Origin of the sequence: Litoreibacter albidus (assembly GCF_900107015.1) — a bacterium.
Lineage (GTDB): Bacteria > Pseudomonadota > Alphaproteobacteria > Rhodobacterales > Rhodobacteraceae > Litoreibacter > Litoreibacter albidus.
Window position 1 is genome coordinate 18,807 of the sequence record NZ_FNOI01000011.1, and the last position, 24,068, is coordinate 42,874.

Sequence of the window (24,068 nt, forward strand, 5' to 3'; positions counted from 1 at the left end):
TAATCAACGAATGACCTGCGCCCGCACCAACCCCACCTCAAGCCGGAGCACCGCATGGCCGACCATAAGATCTTAGGCGACACCGCCAGCAAGACCCCAAACCGCACCACCGGCGGCTGGCTGAATGACTTGACGCGCGCGCGCAGCGCCGGACCGGTTCTGGCAGACCACCCTGCCCCTGGCACGGGCCTATCAACGACGGCTGTTCATGCCGGCACACATGACGACCCACGCACCGGTGCGGTCGGCACGCCGATCTATCAGGCGTCAACTTTTGTGTTGAATGAACATCAATACGAATCCGTCGAGGAAGGCTTTGCCCGTGATCGGTTCATCTATTCGCGCTATGGCAACCCATCGCAATGGGCCGTTCAGGAAAAGCTAGCTGCGCTTGAGGGCGCTGAATCTGCTATCGTATTCAGCTCCGGCATGGCAGCGATCACCAGCACCGTTTTGGCCCTGATGGACAAAGGCGCACATGTGGTGGCGTCCAGCGACCTTTATGGCGGGACTTTCAATCTGTTCAATCAGGAGTTCCCGACACTCGGCATGTCCTGCACTATGGTTGACAGCTATGATTTCGATGCCATCGAAGCCGCAATCCAACCCAATACGCAGATGATGTATTTCGAGGCGATCACCAATCCGCTGCTAAAGATCATCGACATCCCGCGGCTGGCCGAAATCGCCAAGCGGCGCAACGTACGGTTGGTGGTGGATGCTACCTTCGCGCCACCCATTGCAATGCGCACCTTGGAACACGGCGTTGACGTGGTCATCCATTCCGCATCAAAATACCTCAATGGTCACAGTGACCTGATTGCAGGCGTTGCAGCCGGCCCGCGCAAACTGATCGACATGATCTGGCCTCGCCTGTTGAACTATGGCGGCTCCTTAGATCCGCACGCCTGTTTCCTGCTGGAGCGCGGTTTGAAAACTCTTGCCGTGCGCATGCGGGCCCATGAAGAAAGCGCCACAGCACTGGCGCACTATCTGGAAAGCCACCCGAAGGTGAAGAAGGTCTTCTACCCCTTCCTGAAGAGCCACCCGGATTATGCTACCGCCAAACGCCTGCTGAAAAACGGCACCGGCAATATCACTTTCGTGATTGAAGGTGGCGATGCCGCAGCACTTCGTTTGGTAAACGCCCTTCGCATCCCCAAACAAGCGACTAGCCTTGGCGGAGTCGAAAGCTTGATAAGCTTACCATTCAACACATCTCAAGCGACGTTCACCACCCGTCAACGGGCAGATGTGGGGATTGATCCGGGGTGTGTGCGCTTGTCTGTCGGCATTGAAGATGCCGCCGACCTGATCGCCGATTTTGACCATGCCCTTAGCGCCATATACGCAGAAAAGGAAAATGCATATGCGTAACAGCATTCCAACCTCCGCCCTCAGTGAATTCGTGAACGAAGTTGCAAGCTCCCCCGAAGAGGCGTTGATGGACTACGGCATTGAGATAAACTGGGAGAGTGGCACGCGTTCGCGCACCGAGACCAAATCAATGAAGGTTGGGCCGCATCAGGTCAGCCGGTCATTCACTTGGAAAGCGGATGAGCCGCGCCAGTTAATGGGCAACAACCACGGCCCAAACCCGCAAGAATTGCTGCTGTCAGGTCTGGGGTCATGCATGATGGTCAGCTTTATCGCCGGGGCCACCGCTGAAGGCATCCAGCTTGAATCCGTGAAGATAGATTTCGATGCGACGCTGGACCTGCGCGGGTTCATGGGGCTGGGCACCAACGCAACGGTGGGGTTCCCCGAAATCCGTTACAAAATCTACGTGACCGGTGATGCCACACCTGAACAATTTGCGGAACTACACCGCAAATCCGTGTCCCACAGCCCAAACGCACAAACCATCCTCAATCCAGTTGGATTGACAGGCGAGATCATCAGCACTCAAATCCAAGGCTAGCACGCGTCATACTCCCGTCACGCCTTGCCACCGCAACTAGAAAGCCATCCCAATGTCCCAGATTGATCAAAGCCACCTTAAGACCATCGAGCAACGACTGTTATGGCTATCACATTGGATGATCCACAACGCCAACCACATTCGCCCAAAGGCGGACGGGATCAAGGTTGGTGGGCATCAGGCGTCCTCTGCGTCCATGGTGTCGATCATGACGGCGCTCTATTTCAGCGCCTTGCGGCCAGAGGATCGGGTGGCGGTAAAGCCGCACGCCTCCCCGATATTTCACGCGATCCAGTATCTGATGGGCAACCAAACCCGCGAGAAAATGGAAGCCTTCCGTGGCTTCAACGGGGTGCAGAGCTACCCGAGCCGGACCAAGGACATCGACGATGTGGACTTCTCCACCGGATCGGTCGGGCTTGGCGTGGCGATCACGTCTTTTGCCTCAATCGTGCAGGATTACATCGCGGCAAAAAGCTGGGGCGACGGCATGCCCTTGGGCCGCATGGTGGCGCTGGTGGGCGATGCAGAACTCGACGAGGGCAACATCTACGAGGCCTTGCAAGAGGGCTGGAAAAACGACCTGCGCAACACATGGTGGATTATCGACTATAACCGCCAATCGCTAGACGGTGTGGTGCGCGAGGGGCTGTTCAAGCGGATTGAGCAGATATTTGACGCCTTCGGCTGGGACGTGGTGAAGGTAAAATACGGCGCATTACAGCGCGCCGCCTTCAAAGAACCGGGCGGTGAAAAACTGCGCGACTGGATCGACAACTGCCCGAACCAGCTTTACTCCGCGCTGACCTTTATGGGCGGGGCTGTCTGGCGCAAACGCCTGATGGATGCGCTTGGCGATCAGGGCGATGTGACTGCGTTGATCGAAGCGCGCAGCGACGATGAATTGGCCGAGCTGATGGAAAACCTTGGCGGCAACTGCGTGCAAACCATGGCCGAAACTTTTGACGCCATCGACCACGACCGCCCCACATGCTTCCTCGCCTACACGATCAAAGGGTGGGGCACGCCGATTGCGGGCCACAAGGACAACCACGGCGGGCTAATGAACAAGGCCCAGATGGCCGCGTGGCAAAAGCACATGGGCGTGGCCGATGGGGAGGAATGGGAGAAATTTGCAACCGTGGCCGACCCCGACGCCCTGCAAGCCACGCTCGACAAGACGCCCTTCTTCGCCAAGGGCCCGCGCCGCTACTCTGACGATGTGTTGGCCGTTCCAGCGATTGAGCTGACAACAGACCGCGAGATTTCGACGCAAATGGCCTTTGGCAAAGTGCTGGATGATCTGTCAAAAGGCGACAGCGATCTGGCCGCACGGATCGTCACCATGTCGCCCGATGTGACCGGCACCACGAACCTCGGCCCATGGGTGAACCGGCGCAAGCTGTTCGCGCGGACCGAGCAGGCGGATACTTTCATCAACGAGAAAATTCCCTCCACCGCGAAATGGGAGTTTACGCCGAAAGGCCAACACATCGAGCTTGGCATCGCGGAAATGAACCTGTTCTTGCTGCTGGGCGCAGCTGGCCTGTCGCATTCGCTATTTGGCAAGCGGGTGATCCCCATCGGCACGGTATACGACCCTTTCGTTGCCCGTGGCCTCGATGCGCTGAACTACGCCTGTTATCAGGACGCGCGGTTCATGATTGTCGGCACCCCGTCCGGTGTCACGCTGGCGCCCGAAGGCGGCGCGCACCAATCCATCGGCTCCCCCTTGATCGGTATGAGCCAAGACGGGCTCGCGAGCTTCGAGCCTGCGTTTGCAGACGAGTTGGCCGTCATCATGAGTTGGGCTTTCGACTACCTCCAAAGAGATGGTGAGGGCGATCCCGATGAACGCACATGGCTGCGCGACGAGACGGGCGGCTCGGTCTATCTGCGCCTGACCACAAACCCCATCGAGCAACCCGGCAAGCGCGTGGACGAAGACTTCCGCCAAGGCGCGATCGACGGGGCGTACTGGCTACGCAAACCCGGCCCGAACTGCGAGGTCGTTATCGCCTATCAAGGGGCCGTCGCACCCGAGGCGATCAAAGCCGCAGGCACCATTGCAGGGGGCCGTAGAGACGTCGGCGTGCTCGCTGTCACCTCCGCTGATAGGCTCAACGCAGGTTGGACCGCCGCGCAACGTGCGCGCGCGCGTGGAAATGCGCAGGCAGAGAGCCATGTCGAAACACTACTGTCCGCCTTACCGCGCGACTGCAAGCTGATCACCGTGATTGACGGCCATCCCGCCACGCTGTCTTGGCTTGGTTCCGTGATCGGGCACCAAACGGTACCCTTGGGTGTGGAACACTTTGGCCAGACCGGCACCATCGCCGATCTCTACAGCCACTTTGGCATTGATGCCGCGTCGATCGTGGAAAAGGTGCACGGGCTGACACCGGGGAAGCCAGTGCGGCTCACAAACGTCGGCTGAATTAGCAATGCGAGGCAAGCGCGGATTTGCGGCTAGGTCCGCCGACTATCTGGTCGGCGGGCCACTCTACCCCCGCGCGTCCAACTCCGCGATCATCATTTCGTAGGCGTGAACCATATACTTAGGATGCGCCGCGTTACGATCTGACCTTGCAAGCCAAAGGCCCGTGGACAGGTACGAGTTCCCGCTGAACGTCCGCATAACAACAGTCAGGTTCCGCGCGGGGTCGATCAGCATGTAATGGCCCCCGTAGCCATCGGTCCAGACGGTATTCGTATTCTCATCAATCCACCAGATATACCCCGACGCAGTGTATCTGCCGCTATTCGTTAGGGCGCTGAGCGGCGAGGTGCTCAGCTCAATCCATGCGGCAGGGACAACCTGCTTGCCGTCCCACATACCGTTATTCGCGACCATCGCACCGATACGGGCAAAATCGCGCGCGCTGGTATACATATAGTACATTTCATGCCGCGACCCATTGTTCGGCATGAACCAAGGATCGCCCATAACAACGTTGTCCGCGTCGAAATCCTGCATTCCCAGCGGTTCGGCCAGATATTTTTCCATAAACTGGCCGATGGGTTGGCCAGTCTCTTGGATGAAGATCGTGCCCAAGGCGTTGTAATCAAAATTATTGGAGAAAAAGAATTCCCCCGGCAGGTGTGATCCGCGTGCGGGGCGATCGGTGATCTGCGCGTCATGCTCACCCTCGGCAGGCAGATAGATACCGGACCGCGCCATCAGTAAATCGCGGATTGTCGCGGTCTTTTCCTGTTCCGTCAGCGGCGTGTTTTCATCGATGTTCAGCTCAGCCAAGGTTTTGTCGAGGTCGATCAGCCCCTGATCAATGGCGATCCCGTAAAGCAAGCTCAGCACTGCTTTGCGGGTGGATGCGCCGTTCATAATGCGTGTTGTGTCACCGTACTCGTAGATGGATGTCCCATCCAGCACTGCCATGATGACTTCGACATGCTCGCTTTCGGTCTCCAGATAGTCGTCAATCGCCGCCACTGTTTCCGTCGAGATCGCGTCCGATTTTTGGAGCTCCACCCCATAGGCCGGATCAGGATCCGTGACTTGGGGCATTGCAAAATACAGCGCCGCAACAATGATCGCAGCCAACAAACCGTAAATGAAATTTTTTGTCGTTTTTGTCATAATAATTTCCATAATTTGGCCCACAAACGACGCCGACCTGTGGGGCCTTCTGTCAAATACCACGACATTGGTAACCGAACGAAGACACTCTGCAAGAAACTATTCTTGGACGCCGCGGCGCGAGGGCACCTAATACCTCGCGCCGCGGCCGCTCCTGCCTCAGAAGCTTTTCGCCAGCGTTAGCTTAACGTTGCGCCCTGCGGCAGCGCGTGTGGACAGGCGACGTTGGTACTGTTTGTCGAAGACGTTCTCGACCCCAACGCGGACCTCCATGCCCTCCAGCACCCCTTGCTGCGGCCTGTAGGTGGCGCGCAGATTGTGAACTCCGAACCCTGCCGTAGGCGTGGCCGATTTGGTGTAGCGGCGCTGCGCCACGACTTCCCAGCTCAGGTCCAACTCATCCCCGAACTTTTTGCCCAGCGTCAGGTTAACCCCATTGGCTGGCACATTGCGCCAGTCGACGGTGGTGCCGCCGGGTTGGTACTCGGTGCCGCTCGCAATGTTCGCGTTCAGGTCAACATAGATGCCGCTTTCCATGGCGTAAGACGCTTCAAGCTCCAGCCCTTTCACCTCGATCTCGGTGATCGGCGTTCCGAAAGGCAAGCCCGACGCCTGATAGCTTGTCACGTCCCAAAGGCGGGTGTGATAGAGGTTACCTTTGATGCTAAACGTGTCGCCTTGCGCGAATACGTCAGTATTGGAATAGGCTGCGCCGACCTCCAGCGTCCGAGACTTTTCGGGTTGGGTCATGAATGCCGGACTGCCGAGGTCGTCAATGATCGGCAAGCTTTCCGTATAAGCGGCGGAGCTGAACAGCGACAACCCGTTGGCGAACTCGTAGCGCAGCGACACGCCCCCCATCAGGGCCGCGTTCTTGAACGTGCCGTCATTCGGCGCGGTGGAGCCTGTGATTGTTGAACGCTCATAGCGCAGCGCAGGCGTGACACTCCACCCGTTACCAAAGCGCAATTCATCCACCGCAAATACCGCGATCCGGTCGTCCGTGCCGCCGGGGGAAGATGACGCATCCAAGCGGTCTTTGCGGATCAACTCCACACCGCTGCGCAGGTTGTGGGCAATGGCCCCCGTGCTAAACAGGCTCGTATTTTTCACCGTAAGCTTCGTCATCTCGTAGCGGTTATCCGCATTGACCAATGCCGCCAGCGTTCCTGTCTGGCCACTGACCCCCTCGCTTTGGATATCCTGATCCGCGTAGGACAGGGTCACATCCAGATCGACAAGGTCATTGCCTGTGGGGTTATAGCTATACCCCAGAACGGTGGTGCGGGACTGGGTTTGCCGGTCCACATTTCCGAACCCGATGCCGGTGGTAGTGAACGTATCAAAAGGCACGTCACGGTCGTCGGCGGAGGTGTCGCTATAGGCAAATGTCACCGCATGGGCGTTGTCTTCCCCGAAGCTGTATTTGGTTTTCAGCTGGTAGCTCGGCAGCTTGACGCCTTTGGTGCTGATGTCGTTGCCGTCGCCATCCTGCTGCACGCCTTGCTTGCGCCACGTATAGTTAAACAATGCCTCGAAGTTTTCGGTAGGCTGCCACGCCAGAATGGTGGAGGACGTGATCCCGTCGCCATTGCTGGAAAACTGCAACGTCTCGCGGGCCACCAATCCCGGCACCCCGCCGGTGAAGTCGGAGGCATCCTTGCTCTCCAGTTTCACCACGCCCCCCACAATACCGGATCCATATTCAAAACTGCCAATGGTGCCGCGAATAACCTCGACCTCTTTATACAGCTCTGGGTCGGTGAACAGTTGGGTGCCGATACGGTACAGCTCCTCCGCGCCGGTGCTGGCGCCGTCCACGATCACCGCGACTTTCTGGTCAGAGCCGAACGTCGAATTGCTACCGAAGCCGCGAATGTTGATGCCCGAACCTTGCGGAGTGGAGCCGTTCACCAGACTTACTCCCGGCACGGTGTCGATCAACTCACCCACAGTGCCGCCTTGACGGTCGTCGATCTCGTCTTGATCCAATGTTGTTACGGCGACGTCGGTGTCTGTCTGCACGTCCCGTTTACTCTGGCCCAGAATGATGGTGCCCAGATCGCCGTCGTCCTGCGCTATTGCCGCGATGGGCAAACTGGCGACGACGATCAGCGCCGTGGTGGCGCGCAACGCGGCGCGCGAATTAAAATGTGGCATGGTCTACCCCTCGGTTGCATGGCTGTGTCCAGATGCTTGCGATGGGCTGGCGTGGATTTCGTGGATTTTGGTCGGCAGATCAATCCGCCGCTTGCGTCTCTAAATTAATCCTACTAAAAGTGTCAACATTATTCCTGCCCGATGACGGGTTGGCAGCTACGCCCGCATAAATGGCCCAGCCACCACAGAAAATTCACCAATGTGAGGCGCTGAGATGGCTAAACCTACCCCCGAAGAGATTCGTGCATTGCGCACGGAGAACCCGAAAATGCGCGACCGCGATCTGGCAGAGCAACACGGCTTTGCCGAGGCTGACCTGCTGGCGGCCTTCACCGGAATTGACGTCACCCGCATCGACCCGCATCCCGACCGCATCATGGGCGCGGCGCAACTGCTGGGAGAGGTGATGGCCCTCACCCGCACACCGTCCTGCGTGCATGAGAAGATCGGCATCTACGACAACTACCACCCCGGAAAACACGCCGCGATGGTGCAGACCGAAGACATCGACCTGCGTATTTTCGGAAGCCATTGGCAGCACGGCTTTCTGGTGGAGCGCGAAACTGACACCGGCACCCGCCGCAGCCTTCAAATCTTTGACGCCGCTGGCGATGCGGTCCACAAAATCTTCCTCCGCGACACCTCCGACCTAAGCGCATGGGGCGACCTGAAGACGTCGCTCGCCATCGAAGACCAAGGCCAAACTCTTGATCTAGCCCCGCGCAAGCCCCCCGAAGCCGCGAAATCGAACCTCGCCAAGCTGGACGAACTACGGGCCGAGTGGACCAAAATGACCGACACGCACCAATTCCTGCGGTTGGCCTCCAAACTAAAGATGAACCGTCTTGGCGCCTACCGCATCGCCGGTGCGCCGTTTGTGCGGCAACTCGACACGAGTGCGGTCGATCAAATGCTGCACAAGTTGCAAGAAACCGGCACCGAGGTGATGATTTTCGTCGGCAACCGTGGGTGCATCCAAATCCACACCGGACCCGTCAAAACCCTGAAGGCAATGGGCCCGTGGCAAAACGTGCTGGACCCCAATTTCAACCTGCACCTGCGCCTTGATCACGTGGCGGAGGTCTGGGCCGTCGAAAAACCCACGCAGCGCGGGCCTGCCCTATCCGTCGAAGCGTTCGACAAAGACGGCACTATCATTTTCCAGATTTTTGGCATCAGCAAGGAAGGCCGCGATAGCCGACCCGCTTGGCGTGCCATTGTCGAGCAACTCGAAAGCTTGCAAGAAGCAGAGGCCGTCGCATCATGAGGCGCGCCTTCAGTCGCCGCAAGGCCTTGCCGATTCTGGCATTCACCTTTGCCACGGCTCTCTGGGGCGGTTCCGCTGCCCTCTGGGCGGCGGGTGAGAACACGCAACCGGACCTGTTGTCGCTCGGCGGCTCGGTCACGGAAATCGTCTATGCGTTGGGCCAGCAGCACCGCTTGGTGGCCCGCGACACCACATCCGTGTTTCCGCCGGAGGCCGCAGACCTTCCCGACGTCGGCTACTTGCGCGCCTTGTCGGCGGAAGGCGTGTTGTCCGTATCTCCCGCGCTGATCATCTCCGAGGAGGGCGCAGGCCCGCCCGAAACCATTGAGCTCTTGCAAACCGCTTCCGTGCCCTTCGTGACCGTGCCCGAAACCTACACCGCCCAAGGCGTCGTCGATAAAATTCTAGCCGTCGGCAAGGCCTTGGACGTGGAGCCGAAAGCGCAGGAATTGGCCCACAACGTGGGGCGCAAACTAGACGCCGCGCAGCATGCGGCCACACAAAGTGGCATCCCCAAGCGCGTATTGTTCATCCTCAGCACCAACGGCGGGCGCATCCTTGCCTCGGGCACCGGCACAGCCGCGGACGGGATCATCAAGATGGCGGGCGCGGTCAACGCGCTCGTTGAGTTTGAGGGATACAAACCCGTCACCGACGAAGCCGTGAGTGCCGCTGCGCCCGACGTGATTTTGATGATGGATCGCCGTGGCGATCACGCGACGTCGAATGAAGAACTCTTGGCCCTGCCCGCCATCACCACCACCCCTGCGGCAAAGAGCCAGTCGGTTGTGCGGATGGACGGGCTGTATCTGCTAGGGTTCGGACCGCGCACTGCGCAGGCGGTGACTGACCTCAACACAGCACTTTACGGAGGCTAGGGTGACAGCGATCAGCGATTTAGACACCCCGCGCGACCGGTTGCACGCCGCCCGCGCCGCACATCTGTGGCTGGCGTTGCTGCTGGTTGTCGTCAGCCTCGCCTCGCTAGCCTGGGGCGCATCCGGCACCTCGCTGTGGGCGGCACTGGCTAAACTTGCCCGCGGTGAACCCTTGACCCAGCTTGAGGCCGTCATCCTGTGGGACATCCGCGCGCCGCGTCTGGCGCTTGGCATTTGCGTGGGCGCGTCGCTGGCGGTGTCAGGCGCAGTTATGCAAGGATTGTTCCGCAACCCGCTCGCCGACCCCGGTTTGGTCGGTGTAAGCGCGGGCGCGGGGCTGGGTGCCATCATCGCCATCGTGCTGGGCGCGGCCCTGCCCGTCTGGCTGGTGGAAATCACCGGCAACGCGTTAGTGCCTGTCGCCGCTTTCATGGGCGGATGGGCGTCAACGATGGTCCTCTACCGCGTGGCAACGCGCGGCGGTCGCACCTCGGTCGCAACCATGTTGCTGGCGGGCATTGCCTTGGGCGCACTTGCGGGCGCAGTGTCCGGCGTTCTGGTCTATATCGCCGATGACAGCCAGTTGCGCGACCTCACGTTTTGGGGCCTCGGTTCGCTGGCAGGGGCCACATGGGCCAAAACGCTGGTCGCCGCCCCGCTGATCGCTCTGTCGCTCGGGGCCGCGATGACACTTGGCGACGGGCTGAACGGATTGGCCATGGGCGAGGCCACCGCCCACCACATCGGCATCCCCGTGCAGCGCATGAAAAACATCGCCATCCTCACCGTCGCTGGGGCCACGGGTGCCGCCGTCGCAGTCTCCGGCGGCATCGGGTTTATCGGCATAGTGGTGCCGCATCTGCTCCGGCTGGCCACTGGCCCCGACCACCGAACGTTGCTCATCAACTCCGCCTTGCTGGGCGCAAGTCTGCTGCTTGTCGCGGACGTCATCAGCCGCACGATTATAGCCCCCGCAGAGCTTCCCATCGGCATCGTCACCGCCGTTCTTGGCGCACCGGTGTTCTTGTGGATCCTGCTGCGCCGCCGCACCATGATGGAGCTGTAATGCTGACCGCACGCAACATTTCCGTCACCCTTGGTCACGCGCAAGTGCTGGCCCACGTGGACTTCACCGCCCGCGCAGGTCAGCTAACGGCCATCGTCGGCCCAAACGGCTCTGGCAAGACGACGCTTCTGCGGGCACTGACGGGTGATGTGGACTATTCGGGCACCGTGCTTTTGAACGGCACCGACACCCAAGGCCAGCGTCCGTGGCAACTGGCCGCGCAACGCGCGGTGCTGCCGCAGGCCACCACCATGGCGTTCCCCTTCACCGTGATTGAGGTAGTCCGCATCGGGCTGACCAACGGCACCGCCGCAACCCATGACAGTCGCGCGATGCAAGCCCTGCGCCGCGTCGGCCTCGCCCATTACGCCAACCGTTTCTACCAAGAATTGTCGGGCGGCGAGCAGCAGCGCGTGCAACTGGCCCGCGTGCTTTGTCAGGTCTGGGCCCCTGTGGAGGACGGCGCGCCGCGCTGGCTGTTGCTGGACGAACCAGTCGCCAGCCTCGACATCGGCCACCAGCTTGAAGTTATGGAAATCGCCCGCGGCTTTGCTCGGTCCGGCGGCGGCGTCGTTGCCGTCATGCACGACCTGAACCTGACCGCGCTATACGCGGATGAGGTCGCTATGCTGGCAGGCGGCAGGCTTTTGGCCCACGGGACACCCGCCGACGTGCTGACCGACGCGACCCTGTCCGACGCCTATGGCTGTGCGTTGCGGGTCAACACCGCACCGCAGGCGGGGCACACCTTCATCCTGCCCCATGCCGCCAACCTTATGACCGAGAATTGGAGCGCTTCATGATCCGACCCATCGCTTTGCTATGTTGTTTCGCCATGCCGCTGTGCGCGCAGGATCTCACCGGCGTGCCGGACGATCTGGGGGCGCAGGTCGTCGTGCTGGGCGAAGTCCATGATAACCCGCTACACCATCTGGGGCAAGCAGAGATGATCCGGCGGTTGGACCCGCGCGCGGTAGTGTTTGAGATGCTGACCCCCGCGCAGGCCAAACAGGTCAACGCAGACCCCCGCACTGATTTGGACGGGCTGGGTGCGCGCATCGGCTGGGCCACCTCCGGTTGGCCCGAGTACGCGATTTACCAGCCAGTGTTTGAGGCACTTGGCATCCGTCCGGTCATCGGTGCCGCAGCCCCCAAAGACACGGTGCGCCAAGCCTTCAGCGGTGGCGCGTCTGCGGTGATGGCTCCAGACGGCGACCGCTTCGGATTGGCCGACGCCCTGCCAGCAGACCAGTTGGAGCAGCGCAAAAAAATGCAGTTCGACGCCCACTGCGAAGCCATGCCGCTCGACATGATGGGCGGCATGGTGGAGGCGCAACGCTACCGTGATGCCGCCTTCGCACAGGCGGTTTTGGCAGCGTTAGAGACTTACGGCGCGCCAATCGTTCTTATCGCGGGCAACGGCCACGCCCGCACCGATTGGGGGGTTCCGGCGATGATCGCGCTGGCTGCCCCCGAAGTCTCCGTGAAAGCCATAGGTTTTGTTGAGGCCCCGACCGAGACGCCGTTCGACATCACCGTGGTGACCGATCCGGCAGAGCGGGACGACCCTTGCGCGCGTTTCAACAAGTGAGGAAATTCGCGCTCAAGGCACAACACCCATCGGCTGCACGACAAGTCCTTCAGGCGTGGTTTGCACGAATGCGCTAATCCCGAAGGTGTCGCGGATCAGCTCTTGCGTCAGCACGTCAACCGGCGTGCCGTCCGCCACCACTCTGCCCTTGTCGACGACAATCAGGCGGGTGCAATGGCGCGCAGCAAGTCCCAGATCATGCAGCGACACGACAACCGACCGCCCCTCCGACGCCAAGCTGGCGAACTCCTGCATTGTGGCGATCTGGTGCGCGGGATCGAGGCCCGCAATCGGTTCATCCGCCATCAAAAGCGGCGTGTCCTGCGCCAGCGCCCGTGCGATCAAAACCCGCGCCTGCTCCCCACCTGACAGTTGCGTCGCCGTGCGGCTGCGCAGGCCTGTCAGGTCCATGCGGTCCAATGCGCGGGCCACGGCGTCGTGATCTGTTTTTGTCGGACGTCGCCCAAGGCCCATATGCGGAGAGCGGCCCAGCATCACCAAAGTCTCCACATCAACCGGCCACGCGATTTCACGCGCTTGCGGCATCCACGCCACCGCGCGGCCCCGCTCACGCGGTGTCATGGCAGCAAGCGAGCTTTCGCCGCGATGCGCCAACAGCCCAAGCGCCCCGCGCATCAGCGTCGTTTTGCCCGCACCGTTGGGGCCGATAATCCCGACCATCTCGCCGCTGTCTATGGTCAGCTCCACATTGCGCAGCACGTCGCATTGATGCCGTGCAACGCCGAATTCCCTTAGGGTCAGCAGGCTCATAACCCGTCCCTTCGTGTGCGGTAGATCAGGTGCAAAAATAGTGGCGCGCCAACCAATGCGGTGACGACACCCAGCTTCAAATCCCGCGCGGGCAGGATGATCCGCACGGCAATATCCGCCGCCAGCAACATCGCAGCACCCCCCAAGGTGGAGGCCCACAAAAGCGCGCCGGGTCGTGACCCCACGAAGGGACGCAGCAGATGCGGGACCACCAAGCCCACGAAGCCAATCGCCCCCGCAACCGCCGTGGACGCGCCGACCACCGCCGCCGTACCAAAGATCAGCGTCAATCGCAGGCGGCGCAGGCTGATGCCCATCGCCTCCGCCGCGTCCTCGCCCAAGGTCAATGCGTCCAACCCGCGCGACAGCGTGGCCAGCATCAACGCGCCTGCTAAGATTAACGGCAAGGCGATCCACACATGCGTCATGGAGCGGTCGGCGAGCGATCCCATCATCCAGAACACGATCTCATTCGCCGCAAACGGATTGGGCGCAAGGTTCAGCACCAGTGACGTAAACGCCCCCGCGAGCGCCGATATCGCAATGCCCGCCAAGATCAACGTCAGCGACGACCCGCGCGGCCCCGCAAGCACCAACACCGCGAACACGCCAAAAAGCGCCCCGCCCAACGCGGCCAGCGGCAGGCCCAAAGCAAAAGCCGCCGCCAGCCCCGTCTGGATCGCCAGCACCGCGCCAAATGCGGCAGAGCCCGACACGCCGATCAACCCCGGATCGGCCAGCGGATTGCGCAAATAGCCCTGCATCGCCGCCCCCGCCAGCCCAAGCGAGCCGCCGATCAGCACCGCCAGCAACGCCCGTGGCAGGCGAATTTCCCGCATCACCAGCGGCATAGGGCCTTCGCCCCCCGCGATAAGGGCGAGTAGGCTTTCAAACGGACCGATATCCGCAGGGCCAGTGACCAATGCCGCGACGAACAACACCGCGACCAACGCGATCAATGTCACGGCAAGACGCATCACTGCGCATCCTCCTGCAAAGCACGTCGCAGCTCCGTCATATCGGCAATGGCGCGCAGCACGAAGGGCGTGCCGCACGTCCAGTCACGATCGGCCAGTCGCGCACGCGGCACACCGCGTTGCAACACGCCGATGACGGGGTGGCTTTTGATCTCTTCGGCGCGGGCAGGCCCACGGTAAGGGCTGCCCGTTATGACAGTTTCGGGGGTCGCCATGGCCAGAACCTCTAGCGGCATAAAGCCCCCCGCCGCAAAGCCCTGTTCGGTCGCGACATTGGCCAGCCCCGCGTAGTCGAGTATTTGCCCTGCCAAAGTGTTCTCCCCCGACGTGTATCCATTCGCGTAGTAGAGCGCCACGCGCGGCGGGGTTGCGGCGGCGGCATCCCGCAAGCTTTCCAGCGTTGCATCGAATTCGGCCACTAGCCCCGCCGCGCGGACCTCTCGCCCGAGTACATCGCCCATCTGCACCAATCGGTCGCGGACATCCGCCAGTGAATACGCGGGATCAAACACCGCCACGGGAATATCCAGCCGCCGCAGCATATCAACGGTTGCCCGCGCGGTGAAGCTGCCCGCCAGCACCAGATCGGGCCGCATGAGGTAAACCTCTTCGGCGCGGCTGCTATTCGCGGGGTAGCGCGCCGCTTGTTCTGTCATCGCGGAGATGCGCGGGTCAGACGCCAACTGTGACACCGATACAAGCTGCCCGCTGTCGGCGACCAGCATCGCCAGTTGGTCCGTGCAAACATTAATCGAAACCACCCGCGCCGGACTGTCGGCCCACGTGGGTGCTGTCGCGGCCCAAACTGCAGCGCATAGAGAGAGGGCCGCGACGCGCATTAGAACCGGCTCGCCACGCCAAAGAACGCCACGCGCCCCGGCGCGGTGTAGCCGTCCTGTTCCTGATACGACTGGTTGAACAGGTTGCGCGCGCCCCCGCTCAGCCGTACCCCGTCGGTGATGTCATGGCTGAAGCCCGCGTTCACGACGGTGTAGTCGTCCAACCGGATCTTGGAGCCGCCAAACGCGGGTGCGGTAAAGTCCATATCATACAATCCTGCCACATGCCGGACATCCAGATTAAGTCGCGTCCGGTCGTTTGCCATCCGGTACCCCAGTTGCAACAGCGCCTCTTGCTTCGGCCGCCGCACCTCAATGGATCCATCTGGGTCGCTCGCGTCCAGCCATGTGTAGCTGAACCGCAGATCCAACCGGTCGGTCGCCGCCAGTTCTGCCGCGATTTCGACCCCCTGACGGTCGCTTTTACCTGTCTGGTTAACTGGCGTGGACACCCCCGCCACCGGATCGAAGACGGACGTGATCTCGTCCGTCAGCTCCTCCTTGAAATAGGTCAGGTCAAACAGCCCGCGCCCACCCCAAAACGATTGCTCCACGCCGATGTCCCAGCCTTTGCTGCGTTCAGGCGACAGGTTTGGATTGCCCACGAAATCCGAGAAGAAGCCGAACTGTTCGATCAACGTCGGGTTCTGCACCCCCGTGCCGTAGGAGGCATGCAACCGCGTGGTGTCATTGGGCAACCTGTAGGACAGGCCAAGCGCGTAGGTCGTGGCGTTCTCGAAGGCGTCGTTGAAATCGTGGCGCAGGCTGGCCTGCACATCCAGCGCGTCCGTGATGTTGCCTTGATACTCCAGCACGAATGCCTCCTGATCACGGCTGCGCTTGACCAGCTGGCCCGCGCCAAACACAATCGACGCATCGTTTTCTTTGTAGGTCAGACGTTCCGTCTCGGCGGCTACGGTCAACAGATGACGCGCCTCGCCAATGGTGCCCGCGTCCAGCGCGAAGGTGGCGCGGTAGGCCAGCTTGCGGCGTGTGCCGCTGTTGTCGCCGTCCTTGGCGCCGGTGCCGTTGCGTCCCTGCCGATCAAGCGCGCCAAAGGATAGGTCCAGACGGTTTTCCATCCGCCCGCCAAGCGCGGTCGCCTCCAGATAGAGCGAGCCGAACAGTTCCTGCGTCTCGACATTGGCAATCGAATCCGTCACCAGCCCAGACCGCGTGGCCGCCCCGAAGTTGAACGCATCATTGTCCGCCGTACGGTCGGTGTAGCGCAGCGTGCCGCCAACGGTGACCGTGTCACTCACGAAATAGCGGCCGTTCAGCGCGTAGGTGGCGTTGGTATCGCCGTCTTCCTCCCCGCCCGCCGTGCCCGAAATGTCGGAGCCGTTGGTGTTCAGCCGTTGCGCCGCAAAGCTCAGGCCGCCGCGCGCACCGCTGGCACGCAGCGCAAGGTTGCCCTGCACGGTGCCGTCGCTGCCAAACTCAAGGCCCGCCTGCCCGCTTAGACCATCCTCCGTGGCGCGTTTGGTAGTGATCGAGATCACGCCGCCGATCGCGTTGGAGCCATAAAGAGACGATTGCGCACCGCGCAAAACCTCAATCCGCTCGATGTCGGCCGCAAGCAGCCCGCCAAAATCATATTCGCCCGTGTTGGGCGCGGCCACCTCAACCCCGTCGATCAGCACAAGGGTGTGGTTGCCCTCATGACCGCGCAGCCGCACCTGTGCGATGCCGCCCGCAGACCCCGCCCGCGAGACGGAGATACCCGGCAAACCCCGCAATACATCGACTGCGTAATCAGCGCCGCGCGCTTCGATCTGCTCGGCGTCCAACACGGTCGCGGCCCGCCCGTAGTCGGAGGCCTCAACGCTGGTCAACCCGCCCGACAAGACGATTTCGCCAAGGTCGAAGGCGTCTTGCGACATCGCAGATGACGTGGAGATTGTTGTAAAGGCCACGGAGGCCAGCAAAGAAGAACGCAGCATGTCTTATCCCTCAGGATGCGGCCCATCATAGGTCCGCAGGTCAGATATGTCATTTGAGGGTTGGCCCCCCGCAGACGGTGAAAACACCACAAGCGGAAGCTCCGCAGCCCCGACGCCCCTCGCGTCCGGACAGGGTGAACACCTCGGCAGGTCTCCTGACTTGCGGGTCGATGCTTAGCCGGACCTTCCCATCACGGCTGGCGTGACAGTGGCATGTGTCGGCTTCGCTCTCCGCTTACAGTTGCGGGGGCAGTCGTGGCGTTGGCCCAAAGGCCGCACCACGTTCCCTTTTAACCGGACAGCGTACTGCCCAGACCGAAGTACGGCCCTGATACAAAGGATATGCGCAATTGGGAAGGCCCCAAGGCAGCCCCGACGAACGATTTGACGCGCGACGTGACGTCCCATATAGACGGGAAAATATATCCCTAGTATTTCTATCGGATATAGAGGATGCCTTGACCGCACCCTGTCAGACGACAACATGCTCCAGCGACGCGCCACACGACGGGTGCGCCCTAGCCAGAGCCTCAACCGCCGGAGCCCCCAATGCGACGCATTCTACCACTCTCTTTCTGCCTGTTCGCCGCCGCGGCACCGGCCCTGTCACAAGACGCCACCGCAGGCGCGCTGACGGTCGAGTTAAACACGACCCAAGCCAGCGCCGACGCCTGCACCTTGTCCTTCATGGTCACTAACGACACAGGCACCGCCATTGACAAAGCCGTGTTTGAGACCGTCTTGTTCAACGCATCGGGCGCGGTGCAAAGCCTGACCCTCTTCGACTTCGGCACCCTGCCGCCAAACCGCCCCCGCGTGCGCCAGTTTGCTGTGCCCAACATGGCCTGCGCCGACCTCAGCCGGATTTTGTTCAACGGTGCAAGCACCTGCACGGCAGCGGACGCGGGCGTCTGCGACACGGCGCTAAAGCCCGTATCGCGCGTGGGTAGCGTGGAGGTGCTGGGCTGATGGAAATCTCGCTTCCCACATTCTTTGATCCCCTCCTGACCATCGCCCACATAGGCGGGCCGGTTGTCGTCATCCTTATGGCCGTGTCCGTGCTGACGCTGGCCGTGATCCTCTACAAAATCTGGCAGTTCACCGCCGCAGGCGTCGGCCGTCACAAAGCATTGTCGGAAGCCATCGCCGCGTGGGACGCGGGCGACCGAAGCGTAGCGCGCGCAGCCCTTGATCGCTCCACCAGCTATCTGGCCCCTGTCGTTGATATGGCGCTCTCTGGCCGTAGTGCCGCGTCCGACCGTCTGCTCTCCGAGGCAGAGCTGCGTTTCGGCAAGCTTGAACGCGGTCTGCGGTTCCTCGATTCCGTCGCGCAGCTTGCGCCGCTGTTAGGTCTGTTCGGCACCGTTCTGGGCATGATCGAGGCGTTTCAATCCTTGCAGGACGCGGGTGCACAAGTGGACCCGTCCATCCTCGCTGGCGGCATCTGGGTGGCGCTGCTCACCACCGCTGTCGGGCTGGTCGTGGCGATGCCAACCGCGCTGATCCTAAGCTGGTTCGAGGGCCGCATGGAGACAGAGCGCGTCTTTGCCGAAAAAGCCATCCAAACCATGCTGGCCCCGACCGGAGCAGCGGCCCCCGCTGACACCCCCCAGATGGTGGCAACCCATGGCTAAGGCCCGCAAACGGCGGCGCAGACTGTCGATGACGTCGCTGATCGACGTCATCTTCCTGCTGCTTCTGTTCTTCATGCTCACCTCCACCTTTTCCAAGTTTTCGGAGGTCGAGCTGGCCGCCAACGCAGGCACCGGTGCCATGGCACAGACGACTCCGCCAGTGTTCTTGCGGCTGGGCCAAGACAGCCTCAGCGTGAACGGCGATCCGTTGGAGATCACCGCGCTGGCCGAAGGTCTGCCCGACACCGAAACGACGCTGATCGTGGCCTTGCAAGACGGTGTGAACGCCCAACGGCTGACCGACCTTCTCGTCGCCCTGCGGGCCTTCCCGAAGCTGACCGTTACCCTCTTGGGGGCGTCCTGATATGCGCAGATTGGCCAAGGCAAAACCGCAACGCGAACCGACCATTGCACTCATCAACATCGTGTTTCTAATGCTGGTGTTTTTCATGGTGGCAGGCACCCTCGCCCAACCGTTGGACAAGACGCTGAACCTTGTGGACACCCGTGATCTGGAAGGCCGCGCGCCCCCCGATACGCTTGTGATCCACGCCGATGGCAGGCTGTCCTATCAAGGCGCAGACCAGCCCGATGCCGCCGCCTACCTGTCCAGCCTAAGCGCGGAAGACCGCACGGTGATCCGCATCGTCCCCGACCGCGCGTTGCCCGCCACAGACATGATCCGTATCGCCCGCGACCTGCGCGGCGCAGGGGCGGGTAAAATCATGATCGTCACCGAACGGGGCCTAGAATGATTGCCACCTCCCGCACTATAAAGATCGCCGCCGTGATGCTCGCGGCGGGGGCTCACCTTGGGGTCTCCGGCGCGTTGGCCCCCGACGCAAAAGTGGAAATTGAAAGCAGCGCTGGCGCCGCCGAAGCACGGCTAGGCGCAAACTTCGCCGATATGAGCGCGGGCACTTTAACCCCCGCCAAGGTGGAAACGGTAACAGAAGCCGTGCAACCGAAGCCAATCGTGACGGCGCCCCAGCCAGTCACGGCCGCGGCGCCAAAGGCCACACCCGCGCCCGACCCGACCGCGCTGGCCGTGCTCTCGCCCGTGGCAGCTGCCCCGTTAACGCCCAGCACGCCGAAACAGATCATCAAGGCCGCGCCAGAGGATGCCGCCGCGACCTCCCCCCGCCCGAAACGGCGCGACCCCGATCTCGCCCCGCGCAAACCGGTGAAAGTCGCCAAAGCCGCCCCTGCCAAGAAAAAGGCCCCGAAGGCCAAGCGCGACACCGGAAAAGTGAGCAACCGGCAGGGTGCCGCCACTGGCACCGAGACCGCGCGTGCCGCGTCGCAAGGCACACAAAAAAGCCGCGCGGCGAAGAGCGGCAACGCCGCCGCCAGCAATTACCCGGGCAAGGTCATGCACCGCATCTCGCGCATCCGCAAACCCAACGTCAGCACGCGCGGCGTCGCCGTAGTGTCCTTCGCAATCGCGTCAAGCGGACAACTCAGCAGCCTATCCATCGCCCGCAGTTCCGGCTCGGCGGCGCTCGATAAAGCCGCGTTAGGTGTAATCCGCAAAGCCCAACCCTTCCCCGCCCCACCGCACGGAGCACGGCGCAGCTTTTCAATCAAAATCAAGGGTAGGTAGTCAGAGCGCCGACCCGACTGCCGCAGTCACTTCTACATATCGTAGCCAAGCCATGGCAGTCGGCGACGTGTTATTCGTCTCAGGCCAGTTGCCAATCGACCCGTCCACGGGCGGTTTTTCCGCGACGGGTGCCGTTGGACAGAGGCGCCAATGCCTCGCGAACATTAACGCCATCGCCGAGGCTGCAGGGGCCGATATATCGCGGACAGTGAAGACGACGATCCTGCTCACCGATCTGTCAGGATGTGCCTAAATCAACGAAGAATACGGCAAGGCATTTCAAGCCCCCTTCCCTGCAAGAGCGTGCTATGAAGTCTCCGCCCTCCCTAAAGGGGCACTCGTGGAAGTCGAAGCTGTTTCTTATTCGCGAAAGCGCCGGGCGAGACGCCCTCGTGCCGAGTGAAGGCGAGCCCGAATGCGCTGGCGGACCCGTAGCCGACCTTCAGCGCGATCTCGGCATTTGTCAGACCGCCGTGCCGCAGCAAGGTCTTGGCGACCGCCATACGCCAGTCAGTTGCGTATTCCATCGGCGCGCGGCCAACCTGCTTGCGGAACCGCTCGAAAAATCCGGAGCGGGACATACCCGCCGCCCGCGCCATGTCTGACACGGATAGGGCGCTGCCCGCCTCGGCGTGGATACGTTGCAAGGCGCCGGCCAATTTCGGATCCGACAAGCCGCGCAGGAGCCCCGGCGGCAAGGTCGCCGCCGGCCCCGAGCGCAGGGCCTCAATCAGCAGGACCTCCAGCAAGCGCTCCAAGATCATCCCGCGCCCCGGTCGGTCGGCGCGGGTTTCCTCGTGGATGACTGGCACCAAACCCGTCAGACGGCTCTGCCCTGAAACGTGGATCATATCGGGCAGCAGTGACACAAGCAGGTCACTGGCTGGCGTGTCGAAGCTGCAATGCCCGACCAGAGCGCGAACATCGACCGGGGCCTCTGACACGCCCAACCGGAACCGCCCGGGACCGGTTTCCAAAGGCACGCGGGGCACATGCGGCGGCGGCGGCACCTCGCTCGACATCGTAAAGCCCTGCAAGTGCGGGATCAGGACGAAATCTCCGGCCCTCAACGTGACCGGATCGCGCCCTGTGATGTGCAATCGGCACTGCCCTTCAACCATCGCGCAATAGAAGGGGCTGGCCATGTCGTGACGCTCCACCAACCACTGGCCGCCAGCCTCGACCATCTTCGATATGGACACCGCAGGCTTCAGCAGGGTCACGACGCTGGACAGAGGATCTGACGGGGTGTCGAGCATGAATCTGGACGCTTGATGAATTATTTTGGACACCTGAATATAGAATGACCGAACACTGCCGTCTATCTCCTTTTCATCATAGACAAGGAGATCTGAAAATGCCCCGTATTCTCATCACTGGTTGTTCCTCCGGCTTCGGCCAAGCCATCGCCGCGCAGTTTCTCGATCAGGGCTGGGACGTCATCGCGACAATGCGCTCGCCCTCCGCCGCAGGGCTGCCAGAGGGCGAGCGCCTAAAAGTTCTCGCCTTGGACGTGACCGACCCAGAAAGCATTGCCGCTGCGGTTGCCGATGCGGGGCAGATCGACGCGCTGGTGAACAACGCAGGTGTCGGCATGCTCAATGTGCTGGAAGGGGCAGACATAGACCGAGTCCGCGAATTATTTGAAACGAATGTGTTGGGTGCGATGGCGATGACCCGTGCTGTGATGCCCGCAATGCGGACGCAGCGAAACGGTGTCATCGTTAACGTCAGTTCCAGCGTGACCCTGCGCCCGCTTCCCGCCCTGTCGATCTACTCTGCCAGCAAGGCCGCCCTGAATGCCTTTACCGAAAGCTTCGCGCTGGAGGCGGCGGAATTTGGCGTCCGTGTCAGGTTGGTCCTTCCCGGCAGCGCAAAGGCAACATCGTTCGGGCAAAATGCAGTCGCGCGAATGGGCATGGATATCCCCCAAGCCTACGGCCCGTTCGTGCAGGCTTACGTTCAGAGCCTCCAATCCGAGGCCAAGAAAACCGAGGTGGGCGATGTCGCGCAGGCTGTCTGGCGCGCCGTTACCGATGAGACCGCGCCAATGAAGCTGCCCGCCGGCGCCGACGCGACGGCTTTGTTTCGCGAAGAAGGCCTGCCTGTGGGCTGATCCATAGGCCACAGCAAGCCACCCAATTATCCCCGCCACAAGGAACCGCTCCGATGAACCGATTGATCAATGCCTCCCGCGCCCTGCCAACGCCAGACCCGCAACTCACTGTGGCCTATTCACCGATCAAGCTGCCCATGGAGGGCCGTCAGCCACTTGAGTTGCGCCTCACGGCACCTGCGACCGGATACAACTTACCCATCGTGATCTTGTCGCATGGGTTCGGTCCCTCGAATTACATCCCGTCCAAGGACGGCTACGCCCCGCTTGCGCAGTTCTGGGCGGAGCGCGGGATGGTCGTCATACAGCCCACACATGCAAGCTCACGCGTAGCGGGGCTTGATCCTGATTTGCCTGCGGGCCCGTTTTTCTGGCGGGAACGGGTGAACGAAATACGCGCTATCCTCGATCAGCTTGATCAGGTTGAGCTTCAGGCGCCAACCATAGCCGGTCGATTGGATCGCGCTCAAATCGCAGTAGCAGGCCACTCCTTCGGCGGCTTTACATGCAGCCTGCTGCTTGGTGCAAAGTTGCAAAGCGAAGACTTCTCTGATCCACGTATCAGGGCAGGCATTCTGCTCGCGTCCCCCGGTCGGGGCGGCACCGATCTGACACCTGAAAGCGCGGCGCGCTTTCCCTTCTTCGACCTCGATTTTAGTGGGATCAGGGTCCCGACCCTCGTGGTCTGCGGTGCCGACGATACCCCACACTTCACGCCCCGTGGTCCTGAATGGCACGCTGATGCGTTTCATGACGCGCCCGGCGGCGAGGCCTTGTTGACAATCAAAGGCGTCGGCCACGGGTTGGGCGGGATCGCGGGGTGGGACGCGCGCGAAACCGAGACAGAAGACCCAGATGCACTGGAAGCCACACGGCGGCTGACCTTGGCCTGGCTCAGAACCCGATTATCAATCGATGCCACCGCATGGGTCCGGAGCCAATCCGCACTTGAACAAAATGCAGCGTCCATTGCGAAAGTTGCGCTGGCCCCTTAGCCGCTTTCATGCACAGCCTGCGGCGCTTTATTCAAAACGCCTGTGGCCAGACACTCGAAGGCCGCTATGGCTTTGGGCAATGTTCCTTGGGCGTCTTCGCTAGAGGCGACCCAAAGCGCCGCATTTAACGCAACACCATTCAAGAGACGCGCTAGCGCTTCGATATCAACGGGTTTGATCAGCCCTTCGGACGCCAGTGCACGGAGTGTTCCAATCGTCCCCTGCAGACAGCGGTTCTGACTGGGCCATTGGGCGGGGTCCCCCAATACCGCCGGACCATCCAGCAGCACAATTCGCTGCACTTCTGGTTCGAGCGCCATCTCAATGTAAGCTCTACCTTCAGCCAGAAGGCCTTCCCAACCTCCACCGATCTCTTCACCGGCTTCCTTAGCCTTGGTCGCCATGGCCATGTCGATCTGGTCGACAACAGCAGCCATCAGGCCCTTCTTGTCGCCAAAATTATGGTAAAGCGCGCCCCGTGTCAGCCCTGCTTCGGCGGTCAATTCGTCCATCGACGCTGCTGCAAACCCTTTTTTCGCAAAGGCTTTACGCCCCGCTGCGATGAGTTTCTTGCGAGTCGCTTCCATCTTTTTGGCTCGGGTCTGACTTTCCATCAACGTCTCCTTCTTTCACATACGTAGTGTATGTCAATTGACATACGGTGTGTATGCGGGTTAGATCACATACACACCGTATATGAATGCGGTGA

At 61.4% G+C, this 24,068-nt stretch carries 23 protein-coding genes, 1 pseudogene and 1 riboswitch; of the genes and pseudogenes, 16 read left to right on the forward strand and 8 right to left on the reverse strand.

Annotation, left to right across the window (positions count from 1 at the left end):
* Positions 1-54 precede the first annotated feature (54 nt).
* From BLW66_RS17285 to BLW66_RS17295, 3 genes are read left to right on the forward strand one after another with little or no spacing between them, the layout of a single operon-like run.
* A complete protein-coding gene (locus tag BLW66_RS17285) occupies positions 55-1,377 on the forward strand; it encodes a trans-sulfuration enzyme family protein (RefSeq protein WP_089948996.1) in 1,323 nt (440 codons plus the stop codon).
* Positions 1,370-1,921 carry an OsmC family protein gene (locus tag BLW66_RS17290; RefSeq protein ID WP_089948999.1) on the forward strand — a complete coding sequence of 184 codons (552 nt, stop codon included), beginning with the start codon at positions 1,370-1,372 and terminating at the stop codon, positions 1,919-1,921. The genes BLW66_RS17285 and BLW66_RS17290 overlap by 8 nt, the downstream gene beginning before the upstream one ends.
* Before the next feature lie 52 nt (positions 1,922-1,973).
* Positions 1,974-4,358 (forward strand): 1-deoxy-D-xylulose-5-phosphate synthase N-terminal domain-containing protein, encoded by a 2,385-nt coding sequence (locus BLW66_RS17295; RefSeq protein WP_089949001.1) that lies wholly within the window; start codon positions 1,974-1,976, stop codon positions 4,356-4,358.
* A gap of 66 nt (positions 4,359-4,424) precedes the next feature.
* Here BLW66_RS17295 and BLW66_RS17300 read toward each other — a convergent pair whose 3' ends face one another.
* Complete coding sequence (locus tag BLW66_RS17300; protein ID WP_170833520.1) at positions 4,425-5,519, reverse strand: serine hydrolase domain-containing protein; 1,095 nt, start codon at positions 5,517-5,519, stop codon at positions 4,425-4,427.
* A 159-nt stretch (positions 5,520-5,678) separates the two neighbouring features.
* Complete coding sequence (locus BLW66_RS17305; RefSeq protein WP_089949005.1) at positions 5,679-7,679, reverse strand: TonB-dependent receptor domain-containing protein; 2,001 nt, start codon at positions 7,677-7,679, stop codon at positions 5,679-5,681.
* Positions 7,680-7,893: 214 nt separating this feature from the next.
* On the opposite strand from BLW66_RS17305, the gene BLW66_RS17310 reads away from it, so the two are divergent.
* The 5 genes from BLW66_RS17310 to BLW66_RS17330 are packed head-to-tail and all read left to right on the forward strand — an operon-like array spanning position 7,894 to position 12,481.
* Positions 7,894-8,946 carry a hemin-degrading factor gene (locus BLW66_RS17310; protein ID WP_089949008.1) on the forward strand — a complete coding sequence of 351 codons (1,053 nt, stop codon included), beginning with the start codon at positions 7,894-7,896 and terminating at the stop codon, positions 8,944-8,946.
* Positions 8,943-9,824 (forward strand): heme/hemin ABC transporter substrate-binding protein, encoded by an 882-nt coding sequence (locus tag BLW66_RS17315; RefSeq protein WP_089949010.1) that lies wholly within the window; start codon positions 8,943-8,945, stop codon positions 9,822-9,824. Before BLW66_RS17310 ends, BLW66_RS17315 begins: the two co-directional genes overlap by 4 nt.
* Position 9,825: 1 nt before the next feature.
* A complete protein-coding gene (locus BLW66_RS17320) occupies positions 9,826-10,890 on the forward strand; it encodes a FecCD family ABC transporter permease (RefSeq protein ID WP_089949013.1) in 1,065 nt (354 codons plus the stop codon).
* A complete protein-coding gene (locus tag BLW66_RS17325) occupies positions 10,890-11,693 on the forward strand; it encodes a heme ABC transporter ATP-binding protein (protein WP_089949015.1) in 804 nt (267 codons plus the stop codon). Before BLW66_RS17320 ends, BLW66_RS17325 begins: the two co-directional genes overlap by 1 nt.
* Positions 11,690-12,481 (forward strand): ChaN family lipoprotein, encoded by a 792-nt coding sequence (locus BLW66_RS17330; RefSeq protein WP_244508688.1) that lies wholly within the window; start codon positions 11,690-11,692, stop codon positions 12,479-12,481. The genes BLW66_RS17325 and BLW66_RS17330 overlap by 4 nt, the downstream gene beginning before the upstream one ends.
* Positions 12,482-12,493: 12 nt before the next feature.
* On the opposite strand, the gene BLW66_RS17335 is transcribed toward BLW66_RS17330, so the two are convergent.
* Genes BLW66_RS17335 through BLW66_RS17350 form a run of 4 tightly spaced genes read right to left on the reverse strand, consistent with a single transcriptional unit; the run spans position 12,494 to position 17,011 of the window.
* Positions 12,494-13,252 (reverse strand): ABC transporter ATP-binding protein, encoded by a 759-nt coding sequence (locus BLW66_RS17335; RefSeq protein ID WP_089949017.1) that lies wholly within the window; start codon positions 13,250-13,252, stop codon positions 12,494-12,496.
* Complete coding sequence (locus tag BLW66_RS17340; RefSeq protein WP_089949019.1) at positions 13,249-14,229, reverse strand: FecCD family ABC transporter permease; 981 nt, start codon at positions 14,227-14,229, stop codon at positions 13,249-13,251. The genes BLW66_RS17335 and BLW66_RS17340 overlap by 4 nt, the downstream gene beginning before the upstream one ends.
* A complete protein-coding gene (locus BLW66_RS17345; RefSeq protein ID WP_089949022.1) occupies positions 14,229-15,068 on the reverse strand; it encodes an ABC transporter substrate-binding protein in 840 nt (279 codons plus the stop codon). Before BLW66_RS17345 ends, BLW66_RS17340 begins: the two co-directional genes overlap by 1 nt.
* Positions 15,068-17,011, reverse strand: coding sequence for a TonB-dependent receptor plug domain-containing protein (locus tag BLW66_RS17350; RefSeq protein ID WP_089949025.1), 1,944 nt, complete (start codon positions 17,009-17,011; stop codon positions 15,068-15,070). Before BLW66_RS17350 ends, BLW66_RS17345 begins: the two co-directional genes overlap by 1 nt.
* A 128-nt stretch (positions 17,012-17,139) precedes the next feature.
* A riboswitch (cobalamin riboswitch) is annotated at positions 17,140-17,346 on the reverse strand.
* Between the two features lie 214 nt (positions 17,347-17,560).
* On the opposite strand from BLW66_RS17350, the gene BLW66_RS17355 reads away from it, so the two are divergent.
* The 6 genes and pseudogenes from BLW66_RS17355 to BLW66_RS18155 all read left to right on the forward strand — a co-directional run bounded on the left by BLW66_RS17355 (position 17,561) and on the right by BLW66_RS18155 (position 20,651).
* Positions 17,561-17,980, forward strand: coding sequence for a hypothetical protein (locus BLW66_RS17355; RefSeq protein WP_089949028.1), 420 nt, complete (start codon positions 17,561-17,563; stop codon positions 17,978-17,980).
* Positions 17,980-18,645 (forward strand): MotA/TolQ/ExbB proton channel family protein, encoded by a 666-nt coding sequence (locus tag BLW66_RS17360; protein WP_089949031.1) that lies wholly within the window; start codon positions 17,980-17,982, stop codon positions 18,643-18,645. Before BLW66_RS17355 ends, BLW66_RS17360 begins: the two co-directional genes overlap by 1 nt.
* Entirely contained in the window at positions 18,638-19,009 is a 372-nt protein-coding gene (locus BLW66_RS17365; protein ID WP_089949035.1) for a biopolymer transporter ExbD, read from the forward strand. The genes BLW66_RS17360 and BLW66_RS17365 overlap by 8 nt, the downstream gene beginning before the upstream one ends.
* 1 nt (position 19,010) lies before the next feature.
* The gene (locus tag BLW66_RS17370; RefSeq protein ID WP_089949040.1) at positions 19,011-19,400 is read left to right on the forward strand and encodes an ExbD/TolR family protein; all 390 of its coding nucleotides are present in this window, start codon (positions 19,011-19,013) and stop codon (positions 19,398-19,400) included.
* Positions 19,397-20,248, forward strand: a complete 852-nt coding sequence (locus BLW66_RS17375) for an energy transducer TonB (protein WP_089949043.1) — start codon at positions 19,397-19,399, stop codon at positions 20,246-20,248. The genes BLW66_RS17370 and BLW66_RS17375 overlap by 4 nt, the downstream gene beginning before the upstream one ends.
* A gap of 52 nt (positions 20,249-20,300) precedes the next feature.
* A pseudogene (locus tag BLW66_RS18155) lies at positions 20,301-20,651 on the forward strand (Rid family detoxifying hydrolase).
* Here BLW66_RS18155 and BLW66_RS17385 read toward each other — a convergent pair.
* Positions 20,575-21,507 carry an AraC family transcriptional regulator gene (locus BLW66_RS17385; RefSeq protein ID WP_089949168.1) on the reverse strand — a complete coding sequence of 311 codons (933 nt, stop codon included), beginning with the start codon at positions 21,505-21,507 and terminating at the stop codon, positions 20,575-20,577. The pseudogene BLW66_RS18155 and the gene BLW66_RS17385 overlap by 77 nt on opposite strands.
* Positions 21,508-21,605: 98 nt before the next feature.
* Here BLW66_RS17385 and BLW66_RS17390 point away from each other — a divergent pair, with 98 nt between their 5' ends.
* A complete protein-coding gene (locus BLW66_RS17390) occupies positions 21,606-22,364 on the forward strand; it encodes an SDR family oxidoreductase (RefSeq protein WP_089949046.1) in 759 nt (252 codons plus the stop codon).
* A 53-nt stretch (positions 22,365-22,417) separates the two neighbouring features.
* Entirely contained in the window at positions 22,418-23,359 is a 942-nt protein-coding gene (locus BLW66_RS17395) for an alpha/beta hydrolase family protein (RefSeq protein WP_089949049.1), read from the forward strand.
* Here BLW66_RS17395 and BLW66_RS17400 read toward each other — a convergent pair.
* A complete protein-coding gene (locus BLW66_RS17400; protein ID WP_089949052.1) occupies positions 23,356-23,973 on the reverse strand; it encodes a TetR/AcrR family transcriptional regulator in 618 nt (205 codons plus the stop codon). The genes BLW66_RS17395 and BLW66_RS17400 overlap by 4 nt on opposite strands.
* Positions 23,974-24,068: the final 95 nt, after the last annotated feature.

What these genes read in the sequence shown, in the direction of transcription:
- BLW66_RS17285 (WP_089948996.1), top strand. Translation starts at nt 55, where the DNA reads ATGGCCGACCATAAGATCTTAGGCGACACCGCCAGCAAGACCCCAAAC.
- BLW66_RS17290 (WP_089948999.1), top strand. Translation starts at nt 1,370, where the DNA reads ATGCGTAACAGCATTCCAACCTCCGCCCTCAGTGAATTCGTGAACGAA.
- BLW66_RS17295 (WP_089949001.1), top strand. Translation starts at nt 1,974, where the DNA reads ATGTCCCAGATTGATCAAAGCCACCTTAAGACCATCGAGCAACGACTG.
- BLW66_RS17300 (WP_170833520.1), bottom strand. Translation starts at nt 5,519, where the DNA reads ATGACAAAAACGACAAAAAATTTCATTTACGGTTTGTTGGCTGCGATC.
- BLW66_RS17305 (WP_089949005.1), bottom strand. Translation starts at nt 7,679, where the DNA reads ATGCCACATTTTAATTCGCGCGCCGCGTTGCGCGCCACCACGGCGCTG.
- BLW66_RS17310 (WP_089949008.1), top strand. Translation starts at nt 7,894, where the DNA reads ATGGCTAAACCTACCCCCGAAGAGATTCGTGCATTGCGCACGGAGAAC.
- BLW66_RS17315 (WP_089949010.1), top strand. Translation starts at nt 8,943, where the DNA reads ATGAGGCGCGCCTTCAGTCGCCGCAAGGCCTTGCCGATTCTGGCATTC.
- BLW66_RS17325 (WP_089949015.1), top strand. Translation starts at nt 10,890, where the DNA reads ATGCTGACCGCACGCAACATTTCCGTCACCCTTGGTCACGCGCAAGTG.
- BLW66_RS17330 (WP_244508688.1), top strand. Translation starts at nt 11,690, where the DNA reads ATGATCCGACCCATCGCTTTGCTATGTTGTTTCGCCATGCCGCTGTGC.
- BLW66_RS17335 (WP_089949017.1), bottom strand. Translation starts at nt 13,252, where the DNA reads ATGAGCCTGCTGACCCTAAGGGAATTCGGCGTTGCACGGCATCAATGC.
- BLW66_RS17340 (WP_089949019.1), bottom strand. Translation starts at nt 14,229, where the DNA reads ATGCGTCTTGCCGTGACATTGATCGCGTTGGTCGCGGTGTTGTTCGTC.
- BLW66_RS17345 (WP_089949022.1), bottom strand. Translation starts at nt 15,068, where the DNA reads ATGCGCGTCGCGGCCCTCTCTCTATGCGCTGCAGTTTGGGCCGCGACA.
- BLW66_RS17350 (WP_089949025.1), bottom strand. Translation starts at nt 17,011, where the DNA reads ATGCTGCGTTCTTCTTTGCTGGCCTCCGTGGCCTTTACAACAATCTCC.
- BLW66_RS17355 (WP_089949028.1), top strand. Translation starts at nt 17,561, where the DNA reads ATGCGACGCATTCTACCACTCTCTTTCTGCCTGTTCGCCGCCGCGGCA.
- BLW66_RS17360 (WP_089949031.1), top strand. Translation starts at nt 17,980, where the DNA reads ATGGAAATCTCGCTTCCCACATTCTTTGATCCCCTCCTGACCATCGCC.
- BLW66_RS17365 (WP_089949035.1), top strand. Translation starts at nt 18,638, where the DNA reads ATGGCTAAGGCCCGCAAACGGCGGCGCAGACTGTCGATGACGTCGCTG.
- BLW66_RS17370 (WP_089949040.1), top strand. Translation starts at nt 19,011, where the DNA reads ATGCGCAGATTGGCCAAGGCAAAACCGCAACGCGAACCGACCATTGCA.
- BLW66_RS17375 (WP_089949043.1), top strand. Translation starts at nt 19,397, where the DNA reads ATGATTGCCACCTCCCGCACTATAAAGATCGCCGCCGTGATGCTCGCG.
- BLW66_RS17385 (WP_089949168.1), bottom strand. Translation starts at nt 21,507, where the DNA reads ATGCTCGACACCCCGTCAGATCCTCTGTCCAGCGTCGTGACCCTGCTG.
- BLW66_RS17390 (WP_089949046.1), top strand. Translation starts at nt 21,606, where the DNA reads ATGCCCCGTATTCTCATCACTGGTTGTTCCTCCGGCTTCGGCCAAGCC.
- BLW66_RS17395 (WP_089949049.1), top strand. Translation starts at nt 22,418, where the DNA reads ATGAACCGATTGATCAATGCCTCCCGCGCCCTGCCAACGCCAGACCCG.
- BLW66_RS17400 (WP_089949052.1), bottom strand. Translation starts at nt 23,973, where the DNA reads ATGGAAAGTCAGACCCGAGCCAAAAAGATGGAAGCGACTCGCAAGAAA.